Consider the following 20,747-nt stretch of genomic DNA (forward strand, 5'->3'; position numbering starts at 1 on the left):
ATGAAGTGCGGTTGACTGCACGCGCCCCGGAGGAAGTGCCCTTGGGGTATGAGCCCGCTGCTGAAGCGGACACAGCGTCAGCGTAGCCGGAGGGGCTTTCAAGGAAACATCGCGATGCGAACGGTACCCTTGTTTTGCTCCTGCGGCGTTAGAATTTATATGAAACGTTGGCGTAGAAGTAGCGGCCCGGTTCGTTCAGCAGCATGACATCCCCGGCGGGATCGAGGCTAAGCAGTGTCAGGTCTTTGTAGGTGTTCGAAACGGCGTAAGTAGCGTTGAACACGTTGTCGATACCGGCGATCAGACTGAAGTTGCGGTTGATGCGGTGATCGATCTTGAGGTTCATGACCGCCCAGGCGCCGATGGCCTGTTCACCGTTCTGTGCGTCGTACCGGTCCCACTGGTGCGCGGCGACACCTTCGATGGTCGCCAGGCTGTCATCATGATAGTTCCAGTTGAGCGCCAGGTGGCCTTTGAGCGGCGGGATGTCGGCGAGGTTAGTACCGTTCTGGTCTCTGAGCGCACTGTCCTTTTTGCCGTACTGGTATGCCGCACCGAAGTCGAGGTAGAGGGTATCGCTGGCAAACCATGTCCCGGCGATTTCGGCACCCCAGATCGTGGCATCGATGTTCTCGAACTTGTTCTGCGTGATCGTCGGCGTGGCGTTGTAGTAGATGTAGTTTTTCAGGCGGCTGTAAAAGAGACGCGTCTTCAGGTTGAAATTGCTGTAGGTGTTTGTCATCCCCAGGTCGGCTTCGTAGTTCGTCGTCTGATCAAGATCGGGTGTACCGACGATACTGCCACTTTTTTGGAAATAGAGCTCGCGGGCGTCCGGGACGCGGGAGGCCATACCGATCCCGCCGAAGAGGCCGAGGCTCTCCGTCAGGGAGTAGTCGGCAAAGAGGTTGAGGCCGACGGAGGTGTAGTCGTTGTCCTGCAGGGCGGGATTCCCCGAGGTGATGGCCGTGTCGTCGTAACGCAGTCCCAGCTTGTAGGCAGCATCGGTATAGCGTTTTTCCAGTTCGGCGAAGAACGCGACGTTGCGGGTGTCGGCATCGTTGATGCTTGGGCCCATATAGGTGCCGTTCATGTCATAAGCACCGTCCCAGTTGCGCAGGCTGCCGTCGAGGCCGAGGGTCAGGTCCAATGTGTCTGAAAGGGCCGTGGTGTTTTTGAGCGTCGCCCCCTGGATCGTGGAAGTGAGGTGGTTGGTCATCGTTCCCATCATCATGGAGGATTTGCGCCATTCGGTCCACATCGGGTGGTCGACGTAGGAGTAGTAGTAGGTGGCGCGGATCTCTTTAGACCAGCTTGTCAGATCCGTGGCCACGTACTGGACGTTGTAGAGGTCCGAATTGTCGTAGCGGGCGTCCATCCCGGAGTTGGGGTAGAGGACGCCGTCGCTGCGGTTGCCGGTATAGCCGAAGCGGAGCTCCTGGTTCTCGGCCAGGTTGACAAAGAGCTTTGCCATCACGGAGCGTTTCGCATAGGCGCTGCGGTCGCGTTCGGAGGGCAGGTAGGCATTCGAGGCTTTGGCGGTGCCCGCGGCGACGGCATTGTCGATCTGGTCGGCGAAGGTATTGCCGCTGCCGTCCTCGTACTGGCCGCTCCATTCGCCCGAGACGCCGATCAGCGCGCGGACCGTATCGTTCCCGCCTGTGAGGGTGCCGGCGACTTTCGAATAGCCGAAGCTGCCGATCCCGGCGTTGAAGTTGCCGTGCACCCCTTTGTCCGGTTGGACGGTATCGACGGTCACGAGGCCGCTGAGCGTGCCGGCGTGTTCGACGTCATAGGGCCCTTCGATGATGCTGATCGAGGAGATGTTGTTCGTGATGACATGAGAGGTCGGCGGGTCCATACGGTTGGGGCAGGCGCCGTAGATCTTGCCGCCGTCGACGATGACGTTGATATTGTCGCGCTTCTGCCCGCGCAGGATGATATCGTTGGCGATACCGCTGCGGCGTACCAGGGTGATGCTCGGCACCTGTTTGGCCAGCGCTTCCGCAGTGTCGGCGGATTTGATCTCTTCGGTGTTGACATCGCTGAGCGATGAGCTTTCGACGACGATGCTGCCGAGTGTCGCGACGTCACCGTCCGTGGCGTTGTTCTCTGCCGCGTCATTGGCCAGCAGTGCGGCCGCGGCCAGCGAAACCAATACTGTTTTCTTCATTCTTGTCCTTCATTCATTTGCATTCAAAACCGTCAATAGTAGAGCAAAAGTGTTAGGAGTCTGTTAAATTTTTATCGCTTCTCGGAGGATGCGTTACAATGGCGCCCATGAATGACAAAACGAAACAGATCATCAAAATCGTGCTGCTGCTCGCCGGGTCGGCCTTCTTTCTTTTTCAGGGCTTTTCCCTGCTCTTCACGGAGCAGGAGGTGACGCCGGAGAAGGTCGAAGCCGTTATGCAGGGCAGCGCAGAGTAACGCAGGCGGGGAACTGCATCGTCACGCAGTGCAGCGAACCGTGCTGGCGGATAAGGACGCTGCAGTCGATGCCGATGACTTCCCGGCCCGGGAAGAGCGTTCTGAAAACGGCCAGGGCCTCGTCGTCGTGGGGGTCGTTGTAGACCGGGACGAGGACGGCGCCGTTGATGATAAGGAAGTTCGCGTAGGTCGCCGGCAGCCGTTCGCCCTCAAAATGGATCGCCTCGGTCATCGGCAGGGGAACGAGGGTGAAGGGCTCGCCATGGTCGTCGCGCAACGCGTGGAGCTCCCGCTCCATCTTCTGAAGGGCTTCGTAGTGCTCGTCGGCGGCATCCGTGCATTGGACGTAGCAGATGGTGTCGGCGTCGCAGAAACGGGCGAGGGTGTCGATGTGGCTGTCGGTATCGTCCCCGGCAAGGTAGCCCGAGGTGAGCCAGAGAGTCCGTTTCACTCCCAGGGTCTCGGTTAGGACGGCTTCGATCTCCGCACGGCTTGTCAGTGCGCTGTTGCGGTTGGGGTTGAGCAGACACTCTTCGGTGACGAGCAGCAGCCCTTCGCCGTTGCTCTCGATCCCGCCCCCTTCGAGAATGAAACGGTGCGAAGTTGTGGGAGCGCCGTAGCATCCGGCGATCGCGGCGGTCATGGCGCTGTCCCTGGCCGCTTCGAACTTGCCGCCCCACCCGGTAAAGGTGAAGTCCTGGATCAGGCATCCCCCCTCCGTTTCGACGGTAATGCCGCTGCAGTCGCGGGCCCAGGTGTCGTCGGTCTTGTACGCGACGAAAGAGCGGTTCTCTCCCGGGGCGACGTAGCGCTGAACGCGGGCGATGTCGTCGCAGACGATCAGGCAGGGCTGGTAACGGGAGACGGCTTCGGCGATGCGGGCAAACGTGCGGCACGCTTCGTCCAGATAGGGGGCCCAGTCGCTGTCGGCGTGGGGAAAGATCAGCTGGACGAAGGACTGGGGTTCAAACTCGGCGGGGAGACGTTTCGGCTGGGGCACTGCTGGGCTCGCTATATTCAATTTATGACATTATAATGTCGTATGGCTTTTATCACCCTAGACCGCAAAGCGTTCCACCACAATCTCAATATGATCTCCAAACAGCTCCAGAGCCGTGACAAGATCGCACTGGTCCTCAAGGACAATGCGTATGGACACGGATTGAAGCAGATCGCGCAGGTCGCGAGTAAATACGGTGTCACCCGGGCTGTCGTCCGCACGATTGACGAAGCGGAACAGGTCCGGGACAAGTTCCATTACATCCTCGTCCTCGCGGATACGCCCGCAGTGCTGATGCCCGCGTACTGTTTTACCATCAATGCGATGGAGCAGATCAAGAGCTTTCCACCCGGCAGCCGGGTAGAGCTCAAGGTCGATACGGGGATGCACCGCAACGGGGTCCCGCCGCACCTGCTGCACCACGCTTTTGAAAAGATCAGCAAGAACGGATTGAAGCTCGAAGGGGTGATGACCCACCACCGCAGTGCGGACGAAATGGGGAGCGAATATTTCTGGCAGCGGCACACCTTTGAAAGCGTCAAACGCGAAGCCTTGATGCTGGCCAAACGCTACGGTTTCTCGAAGCTCCGCTTCCACTCCGCGAACTCCGCCGCGACCTTTAGAAGTCATGAAGGGCATGATGATATGGTACGCGTCGGTATCGCGGCGTACGGCTGTCTGGAGATGCCCGAGGGGCTGCCGCAGCCGGACCTGCTCCCCATCCTTTCACTCTGGGGCGAAAAGATCTCACAGCGGCGGCTCAACCAGGGGGAACGCGTCGGATACGGCGGCTGTTTCAGTGCCGACCGCCAACTGCAGGTCAGCAACTACGACGTCGGGTATGCCGACGGGCTGCTGCGGACGGCATCGAACCGCTACAGCGCACCCGGCGGCGAAAAAATGCTGGGGCGGGTCTCCATGGACAACTGCAGCTTCGTCGGCGAGGCGGATCAGCTACTCATCTTCAATGATGCCCGCAGCTACGCGCACGCGGCCGGGACCATCTCTTACGAGGTCCTTGTCGGCCTGGATCCCCGCCTGCCGCGCAAGATCATCGAGTAGCGCTTAAAGGGGTGGTTACCCGGTGACTTTAATCACCGCTTCGGCGAACACGACCCCGTCGATCCCCTCGAACGCCATCGCCTCGATCTGTGTCTCATCCTCAATATAGGCCAGCACCTTCGCATCGAAAAGATAGGTCTCGGCGACCTTCTGTACCGAAGGAGCCAGGGCGCTCTCGACAAGAATAAAGCGCGCGCCCGCGTTTTCGGCGAAGAGCGCCTCTTTCACGGACCCGGCTTCGAGGGCGAAGGGGATGTCGTTCGCGTTGCAGTAGGAAACAAGGTCGAGGTTCGCTATCCCCCACGCGAAAAGCACCGTACTGCCCGCAGGGGTCGTCGCGATCGCTTCGGGGCTGTCGATGTGGTAGAAAGGGTCAGAAGCAAGGTGCGGGTGGCCGAAGATCAGCATCTCAGGCGCCCTCCATGCAGCTTTTTGAACAGTAGTATTTTCCCTCTTTGATAAAGGCTTCCTTGACGCTGACGAAGACGCCGCAGGCTTCGCACGGCACCATCGTGTCATCGTCGCTCTTTTTAGCAGCCGTGTCGGACTTCGGTTTCTTGGTCACCGGGGTGCTTTTTTTGAAGAAGATGAAATAGACGGCGGCGATAACGCCGAGGACAAGCAGGATTTTCAAGAGCATGCGGTCTCCTTGGGAGGGTTGATAAGAAGGTAGTGGCGTTCCCCGGTCTCGATGATGCGGTAGGGCAGATCCTCGGGCACTTCGTTGTAGACGTTCTCGCCCTTGTAAAAGAGCAGCATTGTTGCCGCGTCCCGGTAGGGGGCACTGAGGTTCAGGAGCATCCCGGTATCGGTCACGGCCCGGGAAGTGATGAGGTCGAAGCGCTGATCAGGAAGCGCCTCGACGCGGCAGTTGGCAACAGTGACGTTCTCCAGGTTCAGCGTTGCTTTGACGAACTGCAGGAACCCGGCACGTTTTTGCAGCGGTTCGACAAGGGTCCAGCGGGTCTGCGGCTGCGCCATGGCGAGGATCAGCCCGGGGAACCCCGCGCCGGTCCCGATATCCATCGCCGTCGCTACCGGAGGCAGAAAGGTGACGGGGTAAAGGGCGTCGTAAAGGTAGTATTCGATCGTCGCGGCATCTTTGTAGCCGCTGAGGTTATGGACCTTGTTCCACTGCAGGAGCAGGTCGCGGTAGCGCTCCAGGTGGGAGAGCAGCTGCGCGGGGGCGTCGGGGAGGGCGGCGATCTTCTGGGCGAACGTCATGATTAAATGAGATGCCCCATCTGCTCTTTTTTGACCTGCAGATAGTTTTCGTTGTGCTCGTTGGGGTCGATGACGATGGGCAGACGCTCGACGATCTCGACCCCCTCGATGGCGTTGATCTTCTGCGGGTTGTTGGTCAGCAGGCGGATCTTCTTGATGCCGTAGTGCGCGAGGATAAACTGGACCATTTCGTAGGTACGTTCGTCGGCCGCAAACCCCAGCTGGTGATTGGCCGCGACGGTGTCGAAGCCTTTGTCCTGCAGGGCGTAGGCGTTGATCTTGTTGAGCAGCCCGATGTTACGCCCCTCCTGTCGCAGGTAGATGACCATGCCGCCCTCTTTTTCGATCATGTTGAGGGCATAGGCGAGCTGGTCGCCGCAGTCGCACTTGAGACTGCCCAGGGCGTCGCCGGTGAGGCACTCGGAGTGGACCCGTACGACCGGGGTGTCGCCGAAAGGCTCGCGCAGGATGGCAAGGTGCTCTTTATGGCCCTGTTTGAAGGCCTGGACTTTAAACTTCCCGAAACGGGACGGGAGGTTGGCAACATCAGAAATTTTTATATTTTGAAGCAAAAACAGTTCTTTAACGATGGAATTGTTACAATGCGATTATAGCAAAATTGTCAAGGGTGAACATGTTCCAACGTTTCCGCCGTAACCGGCTCAATTCCCATCTGCGTGCTCTGGTACGCGAATACCACGTCCGTGCGGACGATTTTATCTATCCTCTTTTCGTGCGTTCGGGCGAGGGCATCAAGACGGAAGTCGCCTCGATGCCGGGCGTTTTCCAGATGAGTATCGACGAAGCCATCCGCGAGTGCGACACGCTCAAGGCACTGGGGATCTACTCCATTATCCTCTTCGGGATTCCCGACGTCAAAGACTCCGTGGGCTCCGATGCGCTGGACGAGAACGGCATCATCGCCACGGCCGTCAAAGCGATCAAGCGGGCCCACCCCGAGATGTTCGTCGTCACGGACCTCTGCTTCTGCGAATACACCGACCACGGCCACTGCGGGATCATCGACCATGTGCACGAGACCGTTGATAACGACGCGACACTCGCCATCTCCGGCCAGCAGGCGATCATCCATGCCCAGGCGGGGGCGGATATGATCGCGCCTTCGGGCATGATGGACGGGATCATCGAGACCCTGCGCACGGCACTTGACGGCAACGGGTTTGAGAACCTGCCGGTCATGAGCTACTCGACGAAGTTCGCCAGCGGTTACTACGGGCCGTTCCGCGACGTTGCCGAATCGACGCCGTCCTTCGGGGACCGCGCCACCTATCAGATGGACCCTGCCAACCGCCGCGAGGCGATCGCCGAGAGCATCGCGGACGAGATGCAGGGCGCGGACATCCTGATGGTCAAACCGGCCCTGGCCTACCTTGATATTATCCGCGACATCCGCGAAGCGACCTCTCTGCCGCTCGCGGTCTACAACGTCAGCGGCGAATACGCCATGCTCAAACACGCAGGAGCGGCCGGGCTGATTGATTACGAACGGGTCATGATGGAGACGATGCTCGGCTTCAAACGCGCCGGCGCGGACATCATTATCAGCTACCACGCCAAAGAGGTGGCGGGGCTGCTGTAGCCTTTTTCGCACTTTACGATATAATGGGCGCTTTCATTCCGGGGAAACCCGTTACGCCGTGAGCAGAAAATGCGACACTTTTTAACCCTCAGAGATTACACCAAAGAGGAGATCCTCTCCATCATCGACCTCGGACTGCAGATCAAGTCCGAGTGCAAACGCCGCGAACACAAGCCCTATCTGGACAAGCAGACGCTGGCGATGATCTTCGAGAAGAGTTCGACACGGACCCGGGTCAGTTTCGAGACCGGGATCTACCAGCTCGGCGGACAGGGGCTCTTCCTCTCCAACCGCGATATTCACCTGGGCCGTGGCGAGCCGGTCAAAGATACGGCCCGCGTCATCTCCTCCATGTGCGACATGGTGATGATCCGCACCTTCGAGCAGAGCATGCTCGAAGAGTTCGCCTCCTTCTCCAAGGTCCCCGTCATCAACGGCCTCACCGACAGCTACCACCCGGTGCAGCTGCTGGCCGATTATATGACGATGATCGAACACGGTCAGGCGGAGAACCCTGTTGTCGCCTATGTCGGTGATGGCAACAATATGACCCACTCGTGGCTGATGCTCGCCGCCAAGCTCGGTTTCGAACTGCGCGTGGCAACGCCGAAAGGGTATGAAGTTGATGCGGCGATCCTGGCGGACGCCCTGGAGATGGCAAAGAGGAGCGGTGCCGTCATCAAGGTCGGGAATGACCCGAAAGAGGCTATTGCCGGTGCGACAGTCGTGACGACGGACACCTGGGCCTCCATGGGGCAGGAGGACGAAAAGGAGCAGCGCGTCCGCGATTTTGCCGGCTACATCGTCGACGAAGCGAAAATGGCGCTTGCTGCGGAAGATGCGATCTTCCTGCACTGCCTGCCGGCCTACCGGGGGCAGGAAGTGAGCGAAGGGGTCCTCGAAGGTCCCCAGAGTGTGATCTTTGACGAGGCGGAGAACCGCCTTCATGCCCAAAAAGGATTGATGGTCTGGCTCGATCGGGCGCGTTAAAATCTGTTTAATTGACTTTGATGCTCCTTCACCCTATAATAGTTTTAATCATAATTAAACTGTTAAAAAGGGACCAAGGTTATGAAACGTTTTGCCGCGACTCTCCTGACGTTTGCCGCTATCGGCGCCTCACTGTATGCTACGGAGGCTGCCCCCGAACTCAATTCACAATACCACGACTCGAGCAAGTGTAAATCCTGCCACGCCGCCATTGTTAATGAATGGTCCGGTTCCTATCACGCCAAATCACATTATAAACATGACGAGTATCTCCGCCAATCGATGGAGTACTACGCCCGCAAGACGCGCAAGCCCATCAACGCCGTGAAGGTGGAGTGTGCCGCCTGCCATAATCCCCGCGTCGCCGTGACGTCGACGGACATCAATTACCAGATCGATGTTCTGATGGGATTGGACGAAGGGAGCGAGGTCAATGCCGCGGTCAGCGACAGTTCGCTCTCAGAGGGGGTCAATTGCCTCGTCTGCCACAACGTCGACAGTATCAACCATGACCTTCCGGCGGACAAGCGGGGCGTGCACCGGATCAAGTGGAACCCGGTCGGCATCATGAGCGGTCCGATCGAGGACGCGAAGTCCCCATATCACAAGACACAGTACCGTGACTTCTTCGGCAAGGACCCAAAACAGCTCTGTTTCGTCTGCCACGCCAATGACCGTTCAACGGAGAACTTTGTCTTTGCCAACACGCAAAAAGAGTACAAAGATACGAAGAAGCAGTGCGCCGACTGCCATATGAGCCCGAAAAAAGAGGGGGTCGCGTCGAACCTTCCGATCGACAACGGCAAACCGAAGAAGCGTATGGTCCGCGAACACGGCTTTGTCGGTGCCCATACGAACTGGCTCTGGCAGGATGCCCTGGGGATCGAAGCGAAAAAGAGCGGCGACAGCTTTATCGTGACGCTCAGCAATGAAAACCCCCACAACATCCCGACAGGCTTCGGCGCCCGGGAGTTGATCCTCGACGTCATCTACCGCAGCGGTTCCAAGGTGATCGAAACGAAGAGCATCTCGATGACCCAGCACTATACGGACAAACGGGGCAAACCGACGATCCCGCACCTGGCGTCAAGCTCGACAGATGATATGTCCGTCCCGGCACAGGGTTCGAAGACGTTCAAAGTCCCGATGGTCAAAGGGGCCGGACAGGTGACCTTCGAACTGCACTACCGCCTGGTGAATGACGAAATCCGCTCACTGCTTGAGCTGAAAGAACCGCAGTGGAGCGAGAAGAAGTTCATCAACCGTACGACCATCCGGCTCTAAAGCGGGGCCGGGGAGCCCGCTTAGCGGTTAATGAGCTTGATCATCACTTCGTCGTCCGCGGTCTCGGCGGGGCGGAAGAAGTGTTTTCCGCAGAACTCTTCATTGATGGTTCTGCACAATCCTTTGGCATAGATCATCGCGGCGTCTTTGGTATCAAACGACATTTCCGAATCAATGTTTCTCGCATCTTTGAAGCATCCGCACTCTTTTTCCAACTTTACCGTAACCATTGTTCTTTCCTTATCGTGGTGTTTTACAGAGATAAAACTGCGGTTGCATAGGCTATTCTACAGCGGGGTATAAAAGGGCCGGAAAAGGTGTTGATCAGAGAGAAGAGTGGGGGAGATAACGGTGCCGCCGATACCGGCGGCTTCGCGGTGTGACGAACGGCTCAGCCGTTCATCGCCAGGTTGATGGTCATTTCGTTGTCCGCCGTTTCCGTAACGCGGAAAACATGCTTCTGGCAGAAAGTCTCGTTCATATCGCTGCAGAGCTCCTGAGCATACAGGAGGGCGTCGTCTTTGTTCTCGAAGGTCTTGACCGCTTCATAGTCCGAACGTTTGAAACAGCCGCACTCTTTTTCCATTTTAACTGTGATCATTTCTCTATCCTCAATGAAATTCAGGAGCAGCATTCTACAGAGGCAGGATTAAGGGGGAGTAAAAAGATGAAGTCAGGTCGCCCGGGGTGGGCGGGGCGTCAGTAAGCGGCGCCGGTAACGCTGCGGACTTTCTCCATGATCTCGCGGGCGGCTTCGCTGGCCTTGGCCGCGCCGGCTTTGAGAATGTCGCGGACCTCGTCCTGGTGCGCTTCGTAGTAGGCGCGTTTTTCGCGGTAGGGGCGGAAATGTTCCCAGATCACCTCTGCCAGGTAGAGCTTGAAATGGCCATGCCCTTCGCCGCCGCGCTCGTAGCGCTCCTGGAGCGCGAGGCACTCATCCTCGTCGAGGAAGAGCTTGGCGATATTGTAGACGTTGCATCCGCGCCACTCTTTGGGCTCTTCCATCGGGACGGCTTCGGTGACGATCTTCTTGATCGTCTTGAGCTGGGCTTTCTCGTCGCCGAAGATGTTGATCGTGTTGCCGTAGCTCTTGCTCATCTTCTGTCCGTCGATGCCCGGGACCGTCGCCACGTTTTCATCGACACGGAATTCGGGCAGTTTCAGGATGTCGCCGTAGGCGTTGTTGAAACGGATGGCGATATCGCGGGCGATCTCGACGTGCTGGATCTGGTCCTTGCCGACGGGGACGACGTCGACGTCATAGAGCAGGATGTCAGCCGCCATCAGCACCGGGTAGGCAAAGAGGCTGTGGTTGGCGGAGATCCCCTTGGCGACCTTGTCTTTGTAGCTGTGGGCGCGCTCGAGCAGCCCCATCGGGGTGAAGGAGGAGAGGAACCAGTAGAGCTCGAGCACCTCTTTGACGTCGCTCTGGACCCAGAAGGTCGATTTTTCCGGGTCGATGCCCAGGGCGAGGAAGTCGGTGGCGGCCTGCATCGTCAGTTCGGAAAGGCGCCGGCCGTCCTGGACCGTCGTCATAGCGTGATAGTTGGCGATAAAGGCAAAAACCTCGTTCTCCGCCTGCGAATCGACCATGGCCTTGATCGAGCCGAAATAGTTGCCGATATGCAGGTCACCGGAGGGTTGGATGCCTGTAAAAACTCTCATTGCTTCTCCTCTTTTAGTCGCGGCATTATAGCGTAAGAGGTTGAAAAGGGGCGCAGCGCCCCGCTGACGGCGGAATATTTGATATCAATTTAGATATCTTCTGTTATACTTTTTTTATCCCAAAAAGAAAAAGGATTTACGATGAATACTCCTATTCGCACAAAAGATATTACATTGACGGACAATACCCGCGACCACGTTCTGAAAGCCAAAGAACAGTTCATGAAATTCGGACTCGATATTACGACGATCAATGTCCTGCTGAGCAAAGTCAAAAACGGCGTTGAAGCAGAATTCGATATCCATATCGCCCATAACACACCGGTTGTGATTAGCCAGCAAGACGCCGACCTTGATGCGGCGATCGATATGGCCGTCGAGCGTGCGAATAAAGCCCTCCGCCGTCTGCACGACAAACTTAAATCCCACCGCGGACCGGGCCTCAAAGACCTCGAGGTTCAGGAGGCCTAAGAGTCATGGACAAGCGCAAAGTGGTCTGCCCCCACTGCGGGCAGGTCAATGCCGTCCCGGTCAAAGAGACCTACGCCAAGGCCAACTGCGGCCACTGCAGACACTCCCTCCTCGATACGAAACCCATTGCCCTTGACGCGAGCGCCTTCGACAACCAGATCGCCAACAGCGATATTCCGGTCATCGTCGACTTCTGGGCCCCGTGGTGCGGTCCCTGCCGCATGATGGCGCCGGCGTTTGAGGAAGCCGCGACTTCCTTTGTGCTGAAAGCCAGGTTCGCCAAGGTCAATACGGAAGAGCAGCAGGCGCTGGCATCGCGCTTTCATATCCAGTCCATTCCGACGCTGATCGCCTTCAAAGGGGGGCGGGAAGTCGACCGGGTTTCCGGCGCCCTCAGCGCCGAGCAGCTCCGGCAGTGGGTCGGGCGTTTTCTCTGATATAATGCTGCCCCATGAAACGGGGCACGACATTGAAACTACTTCTTTTACTTCTACTCTCTTTAACACTGGCAACGGCAGACGACAATGTGACAGCGGAGGATAACGACTATTCCGTGCGGGTCGGATACGGTTTCTCCGATGAAAGCGATCTCGGTGAAATTATCTCCTTGATGGGCAACCAGCACCCGGCGGATACGTCGGCGGGCGGTGTCGAGTTCGGATACCGTTTTTCCCGTGATACATGGGGGCTTCCCCTGGACTTCTACCTCAAAGGGGGCGTGAACCGTTTCTTCGAAAACGGGTATCAGAACGACTTTATGGAGATGACCCTTTATATCAAGGCCTATTGGAACTTCCGGCCGTGGGAGCGCACGATCCGCCTCGGGTTCGGGGAGGGCGCCTCTTATGCCTGGGGCATTCCCTACGTCGAGAAACTCGAAGCCCAGGCCGAAGGCGATCACAACTCGCGCTTTCTCAACTACCTCGACATCTCCTTCGATTTCGACCTGGGGCGCATGGTCGGCTACCGGCCGCTATACGATACCTATGCCGGGTACGCCCTCAAGCACCGTTCGGGCATCTACGGGGCGATCAACGGTGTGCGCCGCGGCGGATCGAACTATAACCTCTGGTATGTCGAACACAACTTTTAGGAGTACTACATGCAATACTACAACTGGATTCTCGCCTTTCACGTCATGAGCCTTATCAGCTGGATGGCCGTGCTGTTTTACCTGCCGCGCCTCTTTGTCTACCACACCGAGTATGCGTCCAATGCAGGCTTTGTTGAGGTCGTCAAGATCCAGGAACACAAGATCTACCACTATATCGGCGTGCCGGCGATGTGGGCGACGATCCTGAGCGGCGGGGCGATGATCGCGCTGAATCCTTCGCTGTTCCAGAGCGGCGGCTGGCTGCATGCGAAGCTGACGGCGGCGCTGCTGCTGATCATCTATCATTTCACCCTCGGGCGCTACAAGAAGCAGCTGGCGGAGGGGACGTGCACCAAGAGCGGCAAGTTTTTCCGTGCCTACAATGAAATCCCGACCCTGCTGATGATCTTTATCGTCATCATGGTGATCGTCAAGCCCTTCTAACTCTGCAGTGCCTCGGCTTCGGCCAGGCAGGCCAGCCCGAAGGTTTCCGCATCGGTTTCGGGGGAGTACTCCTCCGTCTGCATGGCAAGCAGGTGATCGTTTTTGAGCATGCGCTGCAGACGCTCCGACAGCGGGACAAGGTCCGCCGCATGGGCGTGGGATGTCAGGAGTGCGAAGGCGGCAGGTGAGAGGCGGAAGAGCTTCTCTTCCCTTCGGCAGCTGTCGTGCAGATCCTTGACAAGCTGCTTGAGGTTTCGCCGGTGGATGGCTTCCTTGTCAAAGACCATCAGGATAACGGAAAAAGAGGCATGTTCGCGCCGGGCGGCCAGGGCATGTCCCGTACACTCATCCAGGAAAGCCTGGGTATTGTACAGCCCGGTCTGAAAGTCGATGCGCTGATTGGTTTCCAGGTCGATACGGACGTACCGGTAGATAAGGTAGAGCAGGTAGAAGATCAGCAGGCTGCCGAAAAGTCCCAGCATAAAGAGCGTATTGAGCAGCCGTTTGCTTTTTTCTTTCATGACGTTGTGCAGGTCAAAAAGCGTGTGATTGCCGTGCAGCCAGCAGAGCTCCCCCTCTTTTTTCAGTGTTTCGTCCGCGAAGCCCGATGCCGTTTTGATCGTTTCCCAACACGCCTTCATCACGCCGTAGCTTCCGGCCAGCGTTCTCTCGGCTTCGCCGGGGTGCAACAAGGCGGGATACACCAGCTCCGAGGAGCGGAAAGCTTCGTCGATCTCCGTCTCTATCCCGGCGTTTTCCGCCGGATTCGTGATATAGCGCTGAATGGAACCGCCGATGAAGGTGAGCCGTTTGAGCAGGGCCTCGTCATCGTTCCGGTTGTCGAGCTGGTAGGAGACGGTGAAGTATGCCAGCGGCAGCAGTAACAAGAGGATGACGGTAAAGGCCGCCAGAAAACTGGACCGATTCTTCACGTGCGCTCCTTTTGAATAGATTGTACTTGATTTCAACAAAAATCATTATGCCATACTTGAGCGTTTCAGGGCTACTTTCGCGCCGCAAAGCCAGAGAGGTATCGGCGCTTTTTCGTTATAATTGCAAAAAATCAAGGGCACCTCTGAAAGCCCTCAATTGGGATATTGATGAAAAAACTGGCCATTATCGGGCGACCGAACGTAGGCAAAAGCTCCTTTTTTAACCGTCTGCTCAAGGAGCGCGATGCCATTACGTCGGAGATGGCGGGGACGACGCGCGACGTCAAAAAACGGGTCGCCACTGTTCTCGACCGGGAGGTTGAAGTGCTCGATACCGGGGGCCTTGACGAGGGAAGCGAACTCTTTGACAAGGTACGCGAGAAGTCGATTGCGGCCGCCAAGCAGGCGGATATCATCCTGTTCATGGTCGACGGCAAGAACCTGCCGATCGAAGAGGACAAGAAGCTCTTCCACGAACTCGAAGCGATGGGCAAGAGCATGGCCCTCGTCGTCAACAAGATCGATAATGACAAGATGAAAGAGAAGGTGTGGGAGTATTACGAGTTCGGTACCCAGACGATCTTCGGTATCTCCGTCTCCCACAACCGTTCCATCAACCCGCTGCTCGAGTGGATCGCCAAACAGCTGCCCTACATCCCCCAGGCAGGGGAGCTGGAGGCGGCAGAACCGGACATGATGGACGAATTCGACGATCTCCTCGACGCGTATATGGAGGAGGACGAGGAAGAGGGCTCCATCTACGACGAGAATGACGAGATGAAAGAGAGCGACGAGGACCCGAACCATATCAGCGTCGCGATCATCGGCCGGGTCAACGTAGGCAAAAGCTCCCTGCTTAACGCCCTGCTGGGGGAGGAGCGCTCCGTCGTCAGCGACGTCGCCGGGACGACGATAGACCCCATCGACGAAACGATTGAGCGCGACGACAAGACGATCACCTTCATCGACACGGCCGGTATCCGCAAACGCGGCAAGATCGAGGGGATTGAACGCTATGCACTCTACCGTACCCGCACGATGCTCGAGCGCGCAAACCTCGCTCTGCTGGTGCTCGATGCCTCCGAGCCGTTCCGCGACCTTGACGAGAAGATCGCCGGCCTCATCGATGAGAACCGTCTCGCCTGTATGATCGTACTCAACAAATGGGACAAGGCGCCCAGGGACGATTACGACAAGATCGTGCAGCAGGTACGCGACCGTTTCAAGTTTCTGCACTACGCCCCGGTCATCACGGTGTCGGCATTGACGAAGCAGCGCATCCATAAACTTTACGACATGATCATCCAGATCAACGACAACTACTCACAGCGTATTACGACGTCGCGGCTCAACGAGGCGCTGGCGTTTGCCATGCGCAAACACCCCATCCCGTCGATGCACGGGCAGGTGATCCGTCTGTACTACGCGACGCAGTACGCAACGCGCCCGCCGCAGATCGCGCTCATCATGAACAAGCCCAAGGGGCTGCACTTCACCTACCGCCGTTTCCTCGCCAACCAGCTGCGTGAGGCATTCAATTTCGAGGGGACCCCGCTGCTCTTCAAAGCGAAGAAGCGGGGCGAGAAGTAGGGCTCAGCCTGCCGCCAGAAACAGCGGCTCCTCTTCGACCTGCTGCCGATGGAAGTGCAGCAGTTTCCACTCTCCCTCCATCGTCTCCACAACAGCAGTACACGACTCCACCCAGTCGCCGCAGTTGAGGTAGTGCACTCCCTCGATGTTGCGGTTCTCCGCTTTATGGATGTGGCCGCAGATGACCCCGTCGAATTCGCGCCGTTTTGCTTCGGACACAAGAACCTGCTCGTAATCATCAATGAACATCACCGCTTTTTTGACGCTCTGCTTGGCGAAGTTTGAAAGGGACCAGAAGCGTTTGTAGCCGATCAGGCTGCGGATGCGGTTGATGGGTTTGTTGAGCTTGAGCAGCATTTCGTAACTGATGTCGCCGAACTTCGCCAGCCACTTCTTTGTCATCGTGATGCTGTCGAAGAAGTCGCCGTGGGTGACGAGGTACTCTTTGCCGTCTGTAGCGGTAAAGTGAAATTCGTTGGTGACCTCGATGTTGTCCCCCAGTGTCAGGGGGAGAAAGGAGCGGACAAATTCGTCGTGGTTGCCGAGGACATAAACAATTTTGGTCCCCTTGCGGGCGCGGCGCAGCAGTTTCTGGATGACGTCGGAGTGCTCCTGCGGCCAGCTCCAGCGGCGGCGAAGCGCCCAGCCGTCGATAATATCGCCGACAAGGAAGAGCTGTTCGCTTTCGAACTCGCGGAAGAAATCGAGCAGGGCATCGGCCTGGGCGTGGCGGGAACCCAGGTGGATGTCGGAGAGAAAAACGGAACGGTACTGCTTGACGCTGTTATCCATTTGTGTCACTTTCGTTTGGTTTGTGAAACCATACTCCACCATAATTGCGAAATGGATACAACAGTATTACTGATCAGCGACACGGTCTACGACGCCAACGGGGTGTCGCGTTTCATCCAGGATATGGCCGCACAGTCCCGTCAGAGGGACGGCCGTTTCTCGGTATTGAGCGCTTCGCCGCTTGGCGGGGAGGAGGTTGAGAGCAACATCGTCAACCTTCGGCCCTTCTGGTATGTCCGAATGCCCTTTTACCGGGAGCAGTTCCTCACCATCGTCCCGCCGTGGATGCAGATGTACCGCTACGTCAAGGCGGCTTCGCCGGATGTCATTCACATCTCAACGCCGGGACCGCTGGGAATCTGTGCGATGCTGATTGCCAAACGGTGCGGCATCCCCGTGGCAGGGACCTATCATACGGATTTTCCCTCCTACATCCGTAAGCAGATCAAGCTGGAGATGGCCGAAGCGGTGACGCGGCGCTTCATGCGCTTCTTCTTTCAGCGGATGCAGCGGGTGTTCTCCCGTTCGCAGCACTATATGGAGGTACTGGAGCGGGAGCTGAAAATGGAAGAGCGGAAACTGCGCTTCCTGCCGCCGGGGAGCAATACGGAACGCTTCTCCCCCCGTCACCGGGACCCGGCGGTCTGGCCCCGTTTCGACATTCCCGTCGACACGCTGAAGATCCTCTACGTCGGCAGGCTCAGCGTCGAGAAGAACTTCCTATTTGTCGTCGACCTCTTCGAGACGCTGCAGCACACCTGCGACGTGCCGCTCTCCCTGATCGTCGTCGGCGAGGGGAGCCTGGCCGAGAGCGTGAGCCGGCGGCGCAACAGCCACATCCACTTGCTGGGTCTTCAGGGCGGTTCGGACCTCTCAGCCCTCTATGCTTCCTCGGACCTGATGCTGTTCGCCTCCGTCACCGAAACGCTGGGGCAGGTCGTGATGGAGGCGCAGGCCTCCGGGCTGCCTTGCATTGTCAGCGACCAGGGCGGCGTCACCGACACCGTGGCACACGGCAAAACGGGCTACTGCCTCAGTGTCGAAGAGGACGACGAGTGGCAAAGCAAAGCTAAAACGATGATTGAGAACAGTGTGTTGCGTCAACAGATGGGTATGGCCGGCTGGCAGCGGATGCAGGAGCGCTCCATTGCGCAGACCTATGAGCGTTTTATGCAGGCGCATGATGAAATTGTCAAGAGTTAAGCGTTAAGAGTTAAGAGTTAAGAGTTAAGAGTTAAGAGTTAAGAGTTAAGAGTTAAGGCGCGCAGCGCTGAGAGCGCAAGGCGCGAGAGCTTTCCGCTGAGGAGGAAAACTCGATATGTGCGCCCTGAGCGAAGCGAAGAAGTCCCCTTCGGGGGATTAGCGCAGTCGAAGGGGCTTTTGCTCCTTCGACGTACTGTTGGTATATTACAGCTCTTCGGAGTGTTTTGCGAGGTAGTCTGCAACACCGGCAGTGTCGGCTTTCATACCTTCGTCACCCTTGTTCCAGCCTGCAGGACAGACTTCACCGTGCTCGTTCGTGAAGAGCATTGTGTCGACCATACGCAGCATCTCGTCGATGTTACGGCCGAGCGGGAGGTCGTTGATGACAGCGTGGCGGACCGTACCGTCTGTGTCGATCAGGAAAGAGCCGCGCAGTGCGACGCCGCCGTCGAGCAGAACGTCATAAGCTTTGGAGATCTCTTTGGTGAGGTCAGCGACGAGCGGGTAGCGGACCTGGCCGATACCGCCGTTTTCAACCGGCGTGTTTTTCCACGCGAAGTGGCTGAACTGAGAGTCGATGGAGACACCGATAACGTTGATGCCGCGATCCTGGAACTCCTGGAGGCGGTGGTCAAACGCGATGATCTCTGACGGGCAGACAAACGTGAAGTCCAGCGGGTAGAAGAAGAGGACAGTCCCTTTTTCGCCGAAGTTTTCGTAGAGGTTGAAATTGTCGACGATCTGGTTGTCGCCGAGAACGGTAGTCGCGGTAAAGTCCGGTGCTTTTTGTGTAACGAGCATGGTTGAAACTCCTGTTTTTATGGGTGTAAACACACGGCTGAAACCAGTGGAACGTTTCAGCCGTGCGGTTGACAGTGCACATTCTATTCAAATACTCTTTTAAAAAAAATTATCGTTTAGACGAGGTGCATTCGCTTTAAAAATGCTTCAGCACAGCGTTGCTGGTTCCGCATATGCATTGGGGCAGATCGGGTACGACACACACCGTTCCGATACGGAACGTGTTACGAAAAACTTAAAAACAGCACAGGCAAACCCGTGTACATCCATGTATAGGGTTTTGGAAGTGCCCTTTGGCTATACTTCGATGATTTTTAGCTTTTTGCTATCTTTCATCAACTGGGCACCTCATAAGCTCCTCGAGATGACGGGGGTTTTTGAGGTGCCGATTTTACGATAAAGGAAAGATGTGTCTAAAGAGTATATTTTTACTTCCGAATCCGTCACTGAAGGACATCCGGACAAGATGGCCGACCAGATCAGCGATGCGATCTTAGACGATATTATTTCAAAAGACCCCAGTTCCCACGTTGCCTGTGAAACCCTCGTTTCCAATGGATTCTGCGTTATTGCCGGCGAATTGAAAACCCATGCGTATACCCCGATGCAGGATATCGTGCGCAACGTTGTCAAAGAGATCGGATACACGGACTCCACCTACGGGTTCGACCACCGCTCCGCCGCGGTGCTCAATGCCATCGGCGAGCAGTCCCCGGAGATCGACCAGGGCGTTTCCCGCGAAGGCGGCGAGATCGGTGCCGGCGACCAGGGACTGATGTTCGGGTACGCCTGCCGGGAAACCGACGTGCTGATGCCGCTGCCGATCTACCTGGCGCACCGCATTACCGAACGGCTTGCCGAAGCGCGCAAGGAGGGGATCATCCCCTACCTGCGTCCCGACGGCAAGGCCCAGGTCAGCGTCCGCTACATTGACGGTGAGCCCGTCAGTGTCGAGACGGTTGTCGTCTCGACCCAGCACCATGAGAACATCCCGCAGGAGCAGATTCACAACGATGTGATCGAAACGGTGATCAAGCATGTTATTCCCGCCGAACTCCTGAGCGAGAACATTGTCTACCATATCAACCCGACCGGCTCCTTCGTCGTCGGGGGACCGCAGGGCGATGCCGGTCTGACCGGTCGCAAGATCATCGTTGATACCTACGGCGGCTCCTGCCCGCACGGCGGGGGAGCGTTCAGCGGGAAGGACCCGACCAAGGTCGACCGTTCCGCAGCGTACGCGGCGCGCTACGTCGCGAAGAACCTTGTCGCTTCCGGTGCCTGCGACCGCGCAACGATCCAGGTCGCCTATGCCATCGGCGTCGTCGAGCCGATCTCGGTCATGGTCGATACCCACGGCACGTCCGTCGTGGACGAAGAGAAGATCGAGGCGTGCGTCCGCGAACTTTTCGACCTGACACCGAAAGGGATCATCGAGAGCCTCGATCTGCTGCGCCCGATCTACCGCAAAACGGCCGCTTACGGCCACTTCGGTCGGGAACTTCCGGAGTTTACCTGGGAGAAGATCGACAAAGCCGAAGCGATCCGCGCCTATCTCGGATTCTAACCGGCGTCGTGAGGGGAAACGGCGGTGCCAAAACGGCCGTTTTTCCCGCCATGCACGCCGTTTCGGCGATTTTTCCTGTTACCAATCTTCAGTCCTATTTTTGCATGCTCGTTTCAGCCCCATTTTTTAGGAATCATTAAAGTTCTTTCGCTAAACTTTTTTCACATCTACCATAATTGAAGGAGAAAATATGGCAGTATTGATTAACGACACATGTATCAACTGTGGTGCCTGTATTGACGAATGCCCGGTTGAGGCGATCGTAGACGAGGACGATAACCCGACGGGTGAAGAGATCTACTACGTTTACGGCGACAAATGTGTTGAATGTGTTGGCCACCACGATGAGCCGGCATGTGCAACTGCTTGTCCGACAGAAGGATGTATCACATGGGACGCAGTCGGCGAAAGCCCGTCTCACCGCGATGACATCTCAGACGACATGCGCAGCGACCACACACCGGTTGTTGAGTAATCGAATCAAATAATGTACCCTTGCGCCTTCGGGCGCAACCCTTTTTTCACAATTCTTCAAAAAAATTCCCATTTCATCAGAATCAGATCTTTTTTTTGCTATAATTCCACCCTATTTTTGACTACTA

The 20,747-nt window shown here is 57.0% G+C and carries 25 protein-coding genes; 13 read left to right on the top strand and 12 right to left on the bottom strand.

Annotated features, from left to right (window positions below; genetic code table 11):
- Positions 1–148: 148 nt before the first annotated feature.
- Entirely contained in the window at positions 149–2,170 is a 2,022-nt protein-coding gene (locus WCY31_RS03025; protein ID WP_345973071.1) for a TonB-dependent receptor, read from the bottom strand.
- Between the two features lie 107 nt (positions 2,171–2,277).
- Here WCY31_RS03025 and WCY31_RS03030 point away from each other — a divergent pair, with 107 nt between their 5' ends.
- Positions 2,278–2,427, top strand: a complete 150-nt coding sequence (locus tag WCY31_RS03030; protein WP_345970781.1) for a hypothetical protein — start codon at positions 2,278–2,280, stop codon at positions 2,425–2,427.
- Here WCY31_RS03030 and WCY31_RS03035 read toward each other — a convergent pair.
- Positions 2,405–3,448 carry an agmatine deiminase family protein gene (locus WCY31_RS03035; RefSeq protein WP_345973072.1) on the bottom strand — a complete coding sequence of 348 codons (1,044 nt, stop codon included), beginning with the start codon at positions 3,446–3,448 and terminating at the stop codon, positions 2,405–2,407. The genes WCY31_RS03030 and WCY31_RS03035 overlap by 23 nt on opposite strands.
- A gap of 21 nt (positions 3,449–3,469) precedes the next feature.
- On the opposite strand from WCY31_RS03035, the gene WCY31_RS03040 reads away from it, so the two are divergent.
- The gene (locus WCY31_RS03040) at positions 3,470–4,489 is read left to right on the top strand and encodes an alanine racemase (RefSeq protein ID WP_345970783.1); all 1,020 of its coding nucleotides are present in this window, start codon (positions 3,470–3,472) and stop codon (positions 4,487–4,489) included.
- A 15-nt stretch (positions 4,490–4,504) separates the two neighbouring features.
- On the opposite strand, the gene WCY31_RS03045 is transcribed toward WCY31_RS03040, so the two are convergent.
- From WCY31_RS03045 to ribA, 4 genes are read right to left on the bottom strand one after another with little or no spacing between them, the layout of a single operon-like run.
- Positions 4,505–4,897, bottom strand: a complete 393-nt coding sequence (locus WCY31_RS03045; RefSeq protein WP_345973073.1) for a hypothetical protein — start codon at positions 4,895–4,897, stop codon at positions 4,505–4,507.
- A gap of 1 nt (position 4,898) precedes the next feature.
- Complete coding sequence (locus tag WCY31_RS03050; protein ID WP_345970785.1) at positions 4,899–5,129, bottom strand: PP0621 family protein; 231 nt, start codon at positions 5,127–5,129, stop codon at positions 4,899–4,901.
- Positions 5,120–5,713, bottom strand: a complete 594-nt coding sequence (gene rsmG, locus WCY31_RS03055; protein WP_345973074.1) for a 16S rRNA (guanine(527)-N(7))-methyltransferase RsmG — start codon at positions 5,711–5,713, stop codon at positions 5,120–5,122. Before rsmG ends, WCY31_RS03050 begins: the two co-directional genes overlap by 10 nt.
- A 2-nt stretch (positions 5,714–5,715) precedes the next feature.
- Positions 5,716–6,285, bottom strand: a complete 570-nt coding sequence (gene ribA, locus WCY31_RS03060) for a GTP cyclohydrolase II (protein WP_345970787.1) — start codon at positions 6,283–6,285, stop codon at positions 5,716–5,718.
- 62 nt (positions 6,286–6,347) lie between these two features.
- Between ribA and hemB the strand changes: the two genes are divergently transcribed.
- The 3 genes from hemB (at position 6,348) to WCY31_RS03075 (ending at position 9,587) form a co-directional block, all read left to right on the top strand.
- Entirely contained in the window at positions 6,348–7,313 is a 966-nt protein-coding gene (gene hemB, locus WCY31_RS03065) for a porphobilinogen synthase (protein WP_345973075.1), read from the top strand.
- Between the two features lie 69 nt (positions 7,314–7,382).
- Positions 7,383–8,303: an ornithine carbamoyltransferase gene (gene argF, locus WCY31_RS03070; RefSeq protein WP_345970789.1), complete on the top strand. Its 921-nt coding sequence runs from the start codon at positions 7,383–7,385 to the stop codon at positions 8,301–8,303.
- An 81-nt stretch (positions 8,304–8,384) separates the two neighbouring features.
- A complete protein-coding gene (locus WCY31_RS03075) occupies positions 8,385–9,587 on the top strand; it encodes a multiheme c-type cytochrome (protein ID WP_345970790.1) in 1,203 nt (400 codons plus the stop codon).
- A 20-nt stretch (positions 9,588–9,607) separates the two neighbouring features.
- Here the strand turns inward: WCY31_RS03075 and WCY31_RS03080 are convergent, their stop codons facing one another.
- From WCY31_RS03080 to trpS, 3 genes are all read right to left on the bottom strand, one after another.
- Positions 9,608–9,817, bottom strand: a complete 210-nt coding sequence (locus WCY31_RS03080; protein ID WP_231020359.1) for a hypothetical protein — start codon at positions 9,815–9,817, stop codon at positions 9,608–9,610.
- 161 nt (positions 9,818–9,978) lie between these two features.
- Positions 9,979–10,188, bottom strand: a complete 210-nt coding sequence (locus WCY31_RS03085; protein ID WP_345970791.1) for a hypothetical protein — start codon at positions 10,186–10,188, stop codon at positions 9,979–9,981.
- A gap of 98 nt (positions 10,189–10,286) precedes the next feature.
- Positions 10,287–11,252, bottom strand: a complete 966-nt coding sequence (trpS, locus tag WCY31_RS03090) for a tryptophan--tRNA ligase (protein WP_345973076.1) — start codon at positions 11,250–11,252, stop codon at positions 10,287–10,289.
- 141 nt (positions 11,253–11,393) lie between these two features.
- Here trpS and hpf point away from each other — a divergent pair, with 141 nt between their 5' ends.
- Genes hpf through hemJ form a run of 4 tightly spaced genes read left to right on the top strand, consistent with a single transcriptional unit; the run spans position 11,394 to position 13,260 of the window.
- Entirely contained in the window at positions 11,394–11,723 is a 330-nt protein-coding gene (hpf, locus tag WCY31_RS03095; protein ID WP_345973077.1) for a ribosome hibernation-promoting factor, HPF/YfiA family, read from the top strand.
- 5 nt (positions 11,724–11,728) lie between these two features.
- On the top strand, positions 11,729–12,160 hold the full coding sequence (trxC, locus tag WCY31_RS03100; RefSeq protein ID WP_345973078.1) for a thioredoxin TrxC: 432 nt from the start codon (positions 11,729–11,731) through the stop codon (positions 12,158–12,160).
- 14 nt (positions 12,161–12,174) lie between these two features.
- Complete coding sequence (locus WCY31_RS03105) at positions 12,175–12,816, top strand: hypothetical protein (RefSeq protein ID WP_345973079.1); 642 nt, start codon at positions 12,175–12,177, stop codon at positions 12,814–12,816.
- Between the two features lie 9 nt (positions 12,817–12,825).
- Complete coding sequence (gene hemJ / locus WCY31_RS03110; protein WP_345973080.1) at positions 12,826–13,260, top strand: protoporphyrinogen oxidase HemJ; 435 nt, start codon at positions 12,826–12,828, stop codon at positions 13,258–13,260.
- On the opposite strand, the gene WCY31_RS03115 is transcribed toward hemJ, so the two are convergent.
- Positions 13,257–14,192: a hypothetical protein gene (locus WCY31_RS03115; RefSeq protein ID WP_345973081.1), complete on the bottom strand. Its 936-nt coding sequence runs from the start codon at positions 14,190–14,192 to the stop codon at positions 13,257–13,259. The genes hemJ and WCY31_RS03115 overlap by 4 nt on opposite strands.
- Before the next feature lie 168 nt (positions 14,193–14,360).
- On the opposite strand from WCY31_RS03115, the gene der reads away from it, so the two are divergent.
- Positions 14,361–15,782, top strand: a complete 1,422-nt coding sequence (gene der / locus WCY31_RS03120) for a ribosome biogenesis GTPase Der (RefSeq protein WP_345970796.1) — start codon at positions 14,361–14,363, stop codon at positions 15,780–15,782.
- Positions 15,783–15,785: 3 nt separating this feature from the next.
- Here the strand turns inward: der and WCY31_RS03125 are convergent, their stop codons facing one another.
- Positions 15,786–16,574 (bottom strand): UDP-2,3-diacylglucosamine diphosphatase, encoded by a 789-nt coding sequence (locus WCY31_RS03125; RefSeq protein ID WP_231020368.1) that lies wholly within the window; start codon positions 16,572–16,574, stop codon positions 15,786–15,788.
- A 51-nt stretch (positions 16,575–16,625) separates the two neighbouring features.
- On the opposite strand from WCY31_RS03125, the gene WCY31_RS03130 reads away from it, so the two are divergent.
- Positions 16,626–17,777 carry a glycosyltransferase family 1 protein gene (locus WCY31_RS03130; protein WP_345973082.1) on the top strand — a complete coding sequence of 384 codons (1,152 nt, stop codon included), beginning with the start codon at positions 16,626–16,628 and terminating at the stop codon, positions 17,775–17,777.
- A gap of 204 nt (positions 17,778–17,981) precedes the next feature.
- Here the strand turns inward: WCY31_RS03130 and WCY31_RS03135 are convergent, their stop codons facing one another.
- A complete protein-coding gene (locus tag WCY31_RS03135; protein ID WP_345970798.1) occupies positions 17,982–18,578 on the bottom strand; it encodes a peroxiredoxin in 597 nt (198 codons plus the stop codon).
- 409 nt (positions 18,579–18,987) lie between these two features.
- Here WCY31_RS03135 and metK point away from each other — a divergent pair, with 409 nt between their 5' ends.
- Positions 18,988–20,145 (top strand): methionine adenosyltransferase, encoded by a 1,158-nt coding sequence (gene metK, locus WCY31_RS03140; protein WP_345973083.1) that lies wholly within the window; start codon positions 18,988–18,990, stop codon positions 20,143–20,145.
- Between the two features lie 190 nt (positions 20,146–20,335).
- Positions 20,336–20,620: a 4Fe-4S dicluster domain-containing protein gene (locus tag WCY31_RS03145; RefSeq protein ID WP_345970800.1), complete on the top strand. Its 285-nt coding sequence runs from the start codon at positions 20,336–20,338 to the stop codon at positions 20,618–20,620.
- Positions 20,621–20,747 lie beyond the last annotated feature (127 nt).

The organism is Sulfurimonas sp. HSL3-1 (assembly GCF_039645995.1).
Taxonomy (GTDB): Bacteria; Campylobacterota; Campylobacteria; order Campylobacterales; family Sulfurimonadaceae; genus Thiomicrolovo; species Thiomicrolovo diazotrophicus.

Coding starts and splice junctions, on each gene's coding strand:
- WCY31_RS03025 (WP_345973071.1), bottom strand. CDS start 2,170: ATGAAGAAAACAGTATTGGTTTCGCTGGCCGCGGCCGCACTGCTGGCC.
- WCY31_RS03030 (WP_345970781.1), top strand. CDS start 2,278: ATGAATGACAAAACGAAACAGATCATCAAAATCGTGCTGCTGCTCGCC.
- WCY31_RS03040 (WP_345970783.1), top strand. CDS start 3,470: ATGGCTTTTATCACCCTAGACCGCAAAGCGTTCCACCACAATCTCAAT.
- WCY31_RS03045 (WP_345973073.1), bottom strand. CDS start 4,897: ATGCTGATCTTCGGCCACCCGCACCTTGCTTCTGACCCTTTCTACCAC.
- WCY31_RS03050 (WP_345970785.1), bottom strand. CDS start 5,129: ATGCTCTTGAAAATCCTGCTTGTCCTCGGCGTTATCGCCGCCGTCTAT.
- rsmG (WP_345973074.1), bottom strand. CDS start 5,713: ATGACGTTCGCCCAGAAGATCGCCGCCCTCCCCGACGCCCCCGCGCAG.
- hemB (WP_345973075.1), top strand. CDS start 6,348: ATGTTCCAACGTTTCCGCCGTAACCGGCTCAATTCCCATCTGCGTGCT.
- argF (WP_345970789.1), top strand. CDS start 7,383: ATGCGACACTTTTTAACCCTCAGAGATTACACCAAAGAGGAGATCCTC.
- WCY31_RS03075 (WP_345970790.1), top strand. CDS start 8,385: ATGAAACGTTTTGCCGCGACTCTCCTGACGTTTGCCGCTATCGGCGCC.
- WCY31_RS03080 (WP_231020359.1), bottom strand. CDS start 9,817: ATGGTTACGGTAAAGTTGGAAAAAGAGTGCGGATGCTTCAAAGATGCG.
- WCY31_RS03085 (WP_345970791.1), bottom strand. CDS start 10,188: ATGATCACAGTTAAAATGGAAAAAGAGTGCGGCTGTTTCAAACGTTCG.
- trpS (WP_345973076.1), bottom strand. CDS start 11,252: ATGAGAGTTTTTACAGGCATCCAACCCTCCGGTGACCTGCATATCGGC.
- hpf (WP_345973077.1), top strand. CDS start 11,394: ATGAATACTCCTATTCGCACAAAAGATATTACATTGACGGACAATACC.
- trxC (WP_345973078.1), top strand. CDS start 11,729: ATGGACAAGCGCAAAGTGGTCTGCCCCCACTGCGGGCAGGTCAATGCC.
- WCY31_RS03105 (WP_345973079.1), top strand. CDS start 12,175: ATGAAACGGGGCACGACATTGAAACTACTTCTTTTACTTCTACTCTCT.
- hemJ (WP_345973080.1), top strand. CDS start 12,826: ATGCAATACTACAACTGGATTCTCGCCTTTCACGTCATGAGCCTTATC.
- der (WP_345970796.1), top strand. CDS start 14,361: ATGAAAAAACTGGCCATTATCGGGCGACCGAACGTAGGCAAAAGCTCC.
- WCY31_RS03125 (WP_231020368.1), bottom strand. CDS start 16,574: ATGGATAACAGCGTCAAGCAGTACCGTTCCGTTTTTCTCTCCGACATC.
- WCY31_RS03130 (WP_345973082.1), top strand. CDS start 16,626: ATGGATACAACAGTATTACTGATCAGCGACACGGTCTACGACGCCAAC.
- WCY31_RS03135 (WP_345970798.1), bottom strand. CDS start 18,578: ATGCTCGTTACACAAAAAGCACCGGACTTTACCGCGACTACCGTTCTC.
- WCY31_RS03145 (WP_345970800.1), top strand. CDS start 20,336: ATGGCAGTATTGATTAACGACACATGTATCAACTGTGGTGCCTGTATT.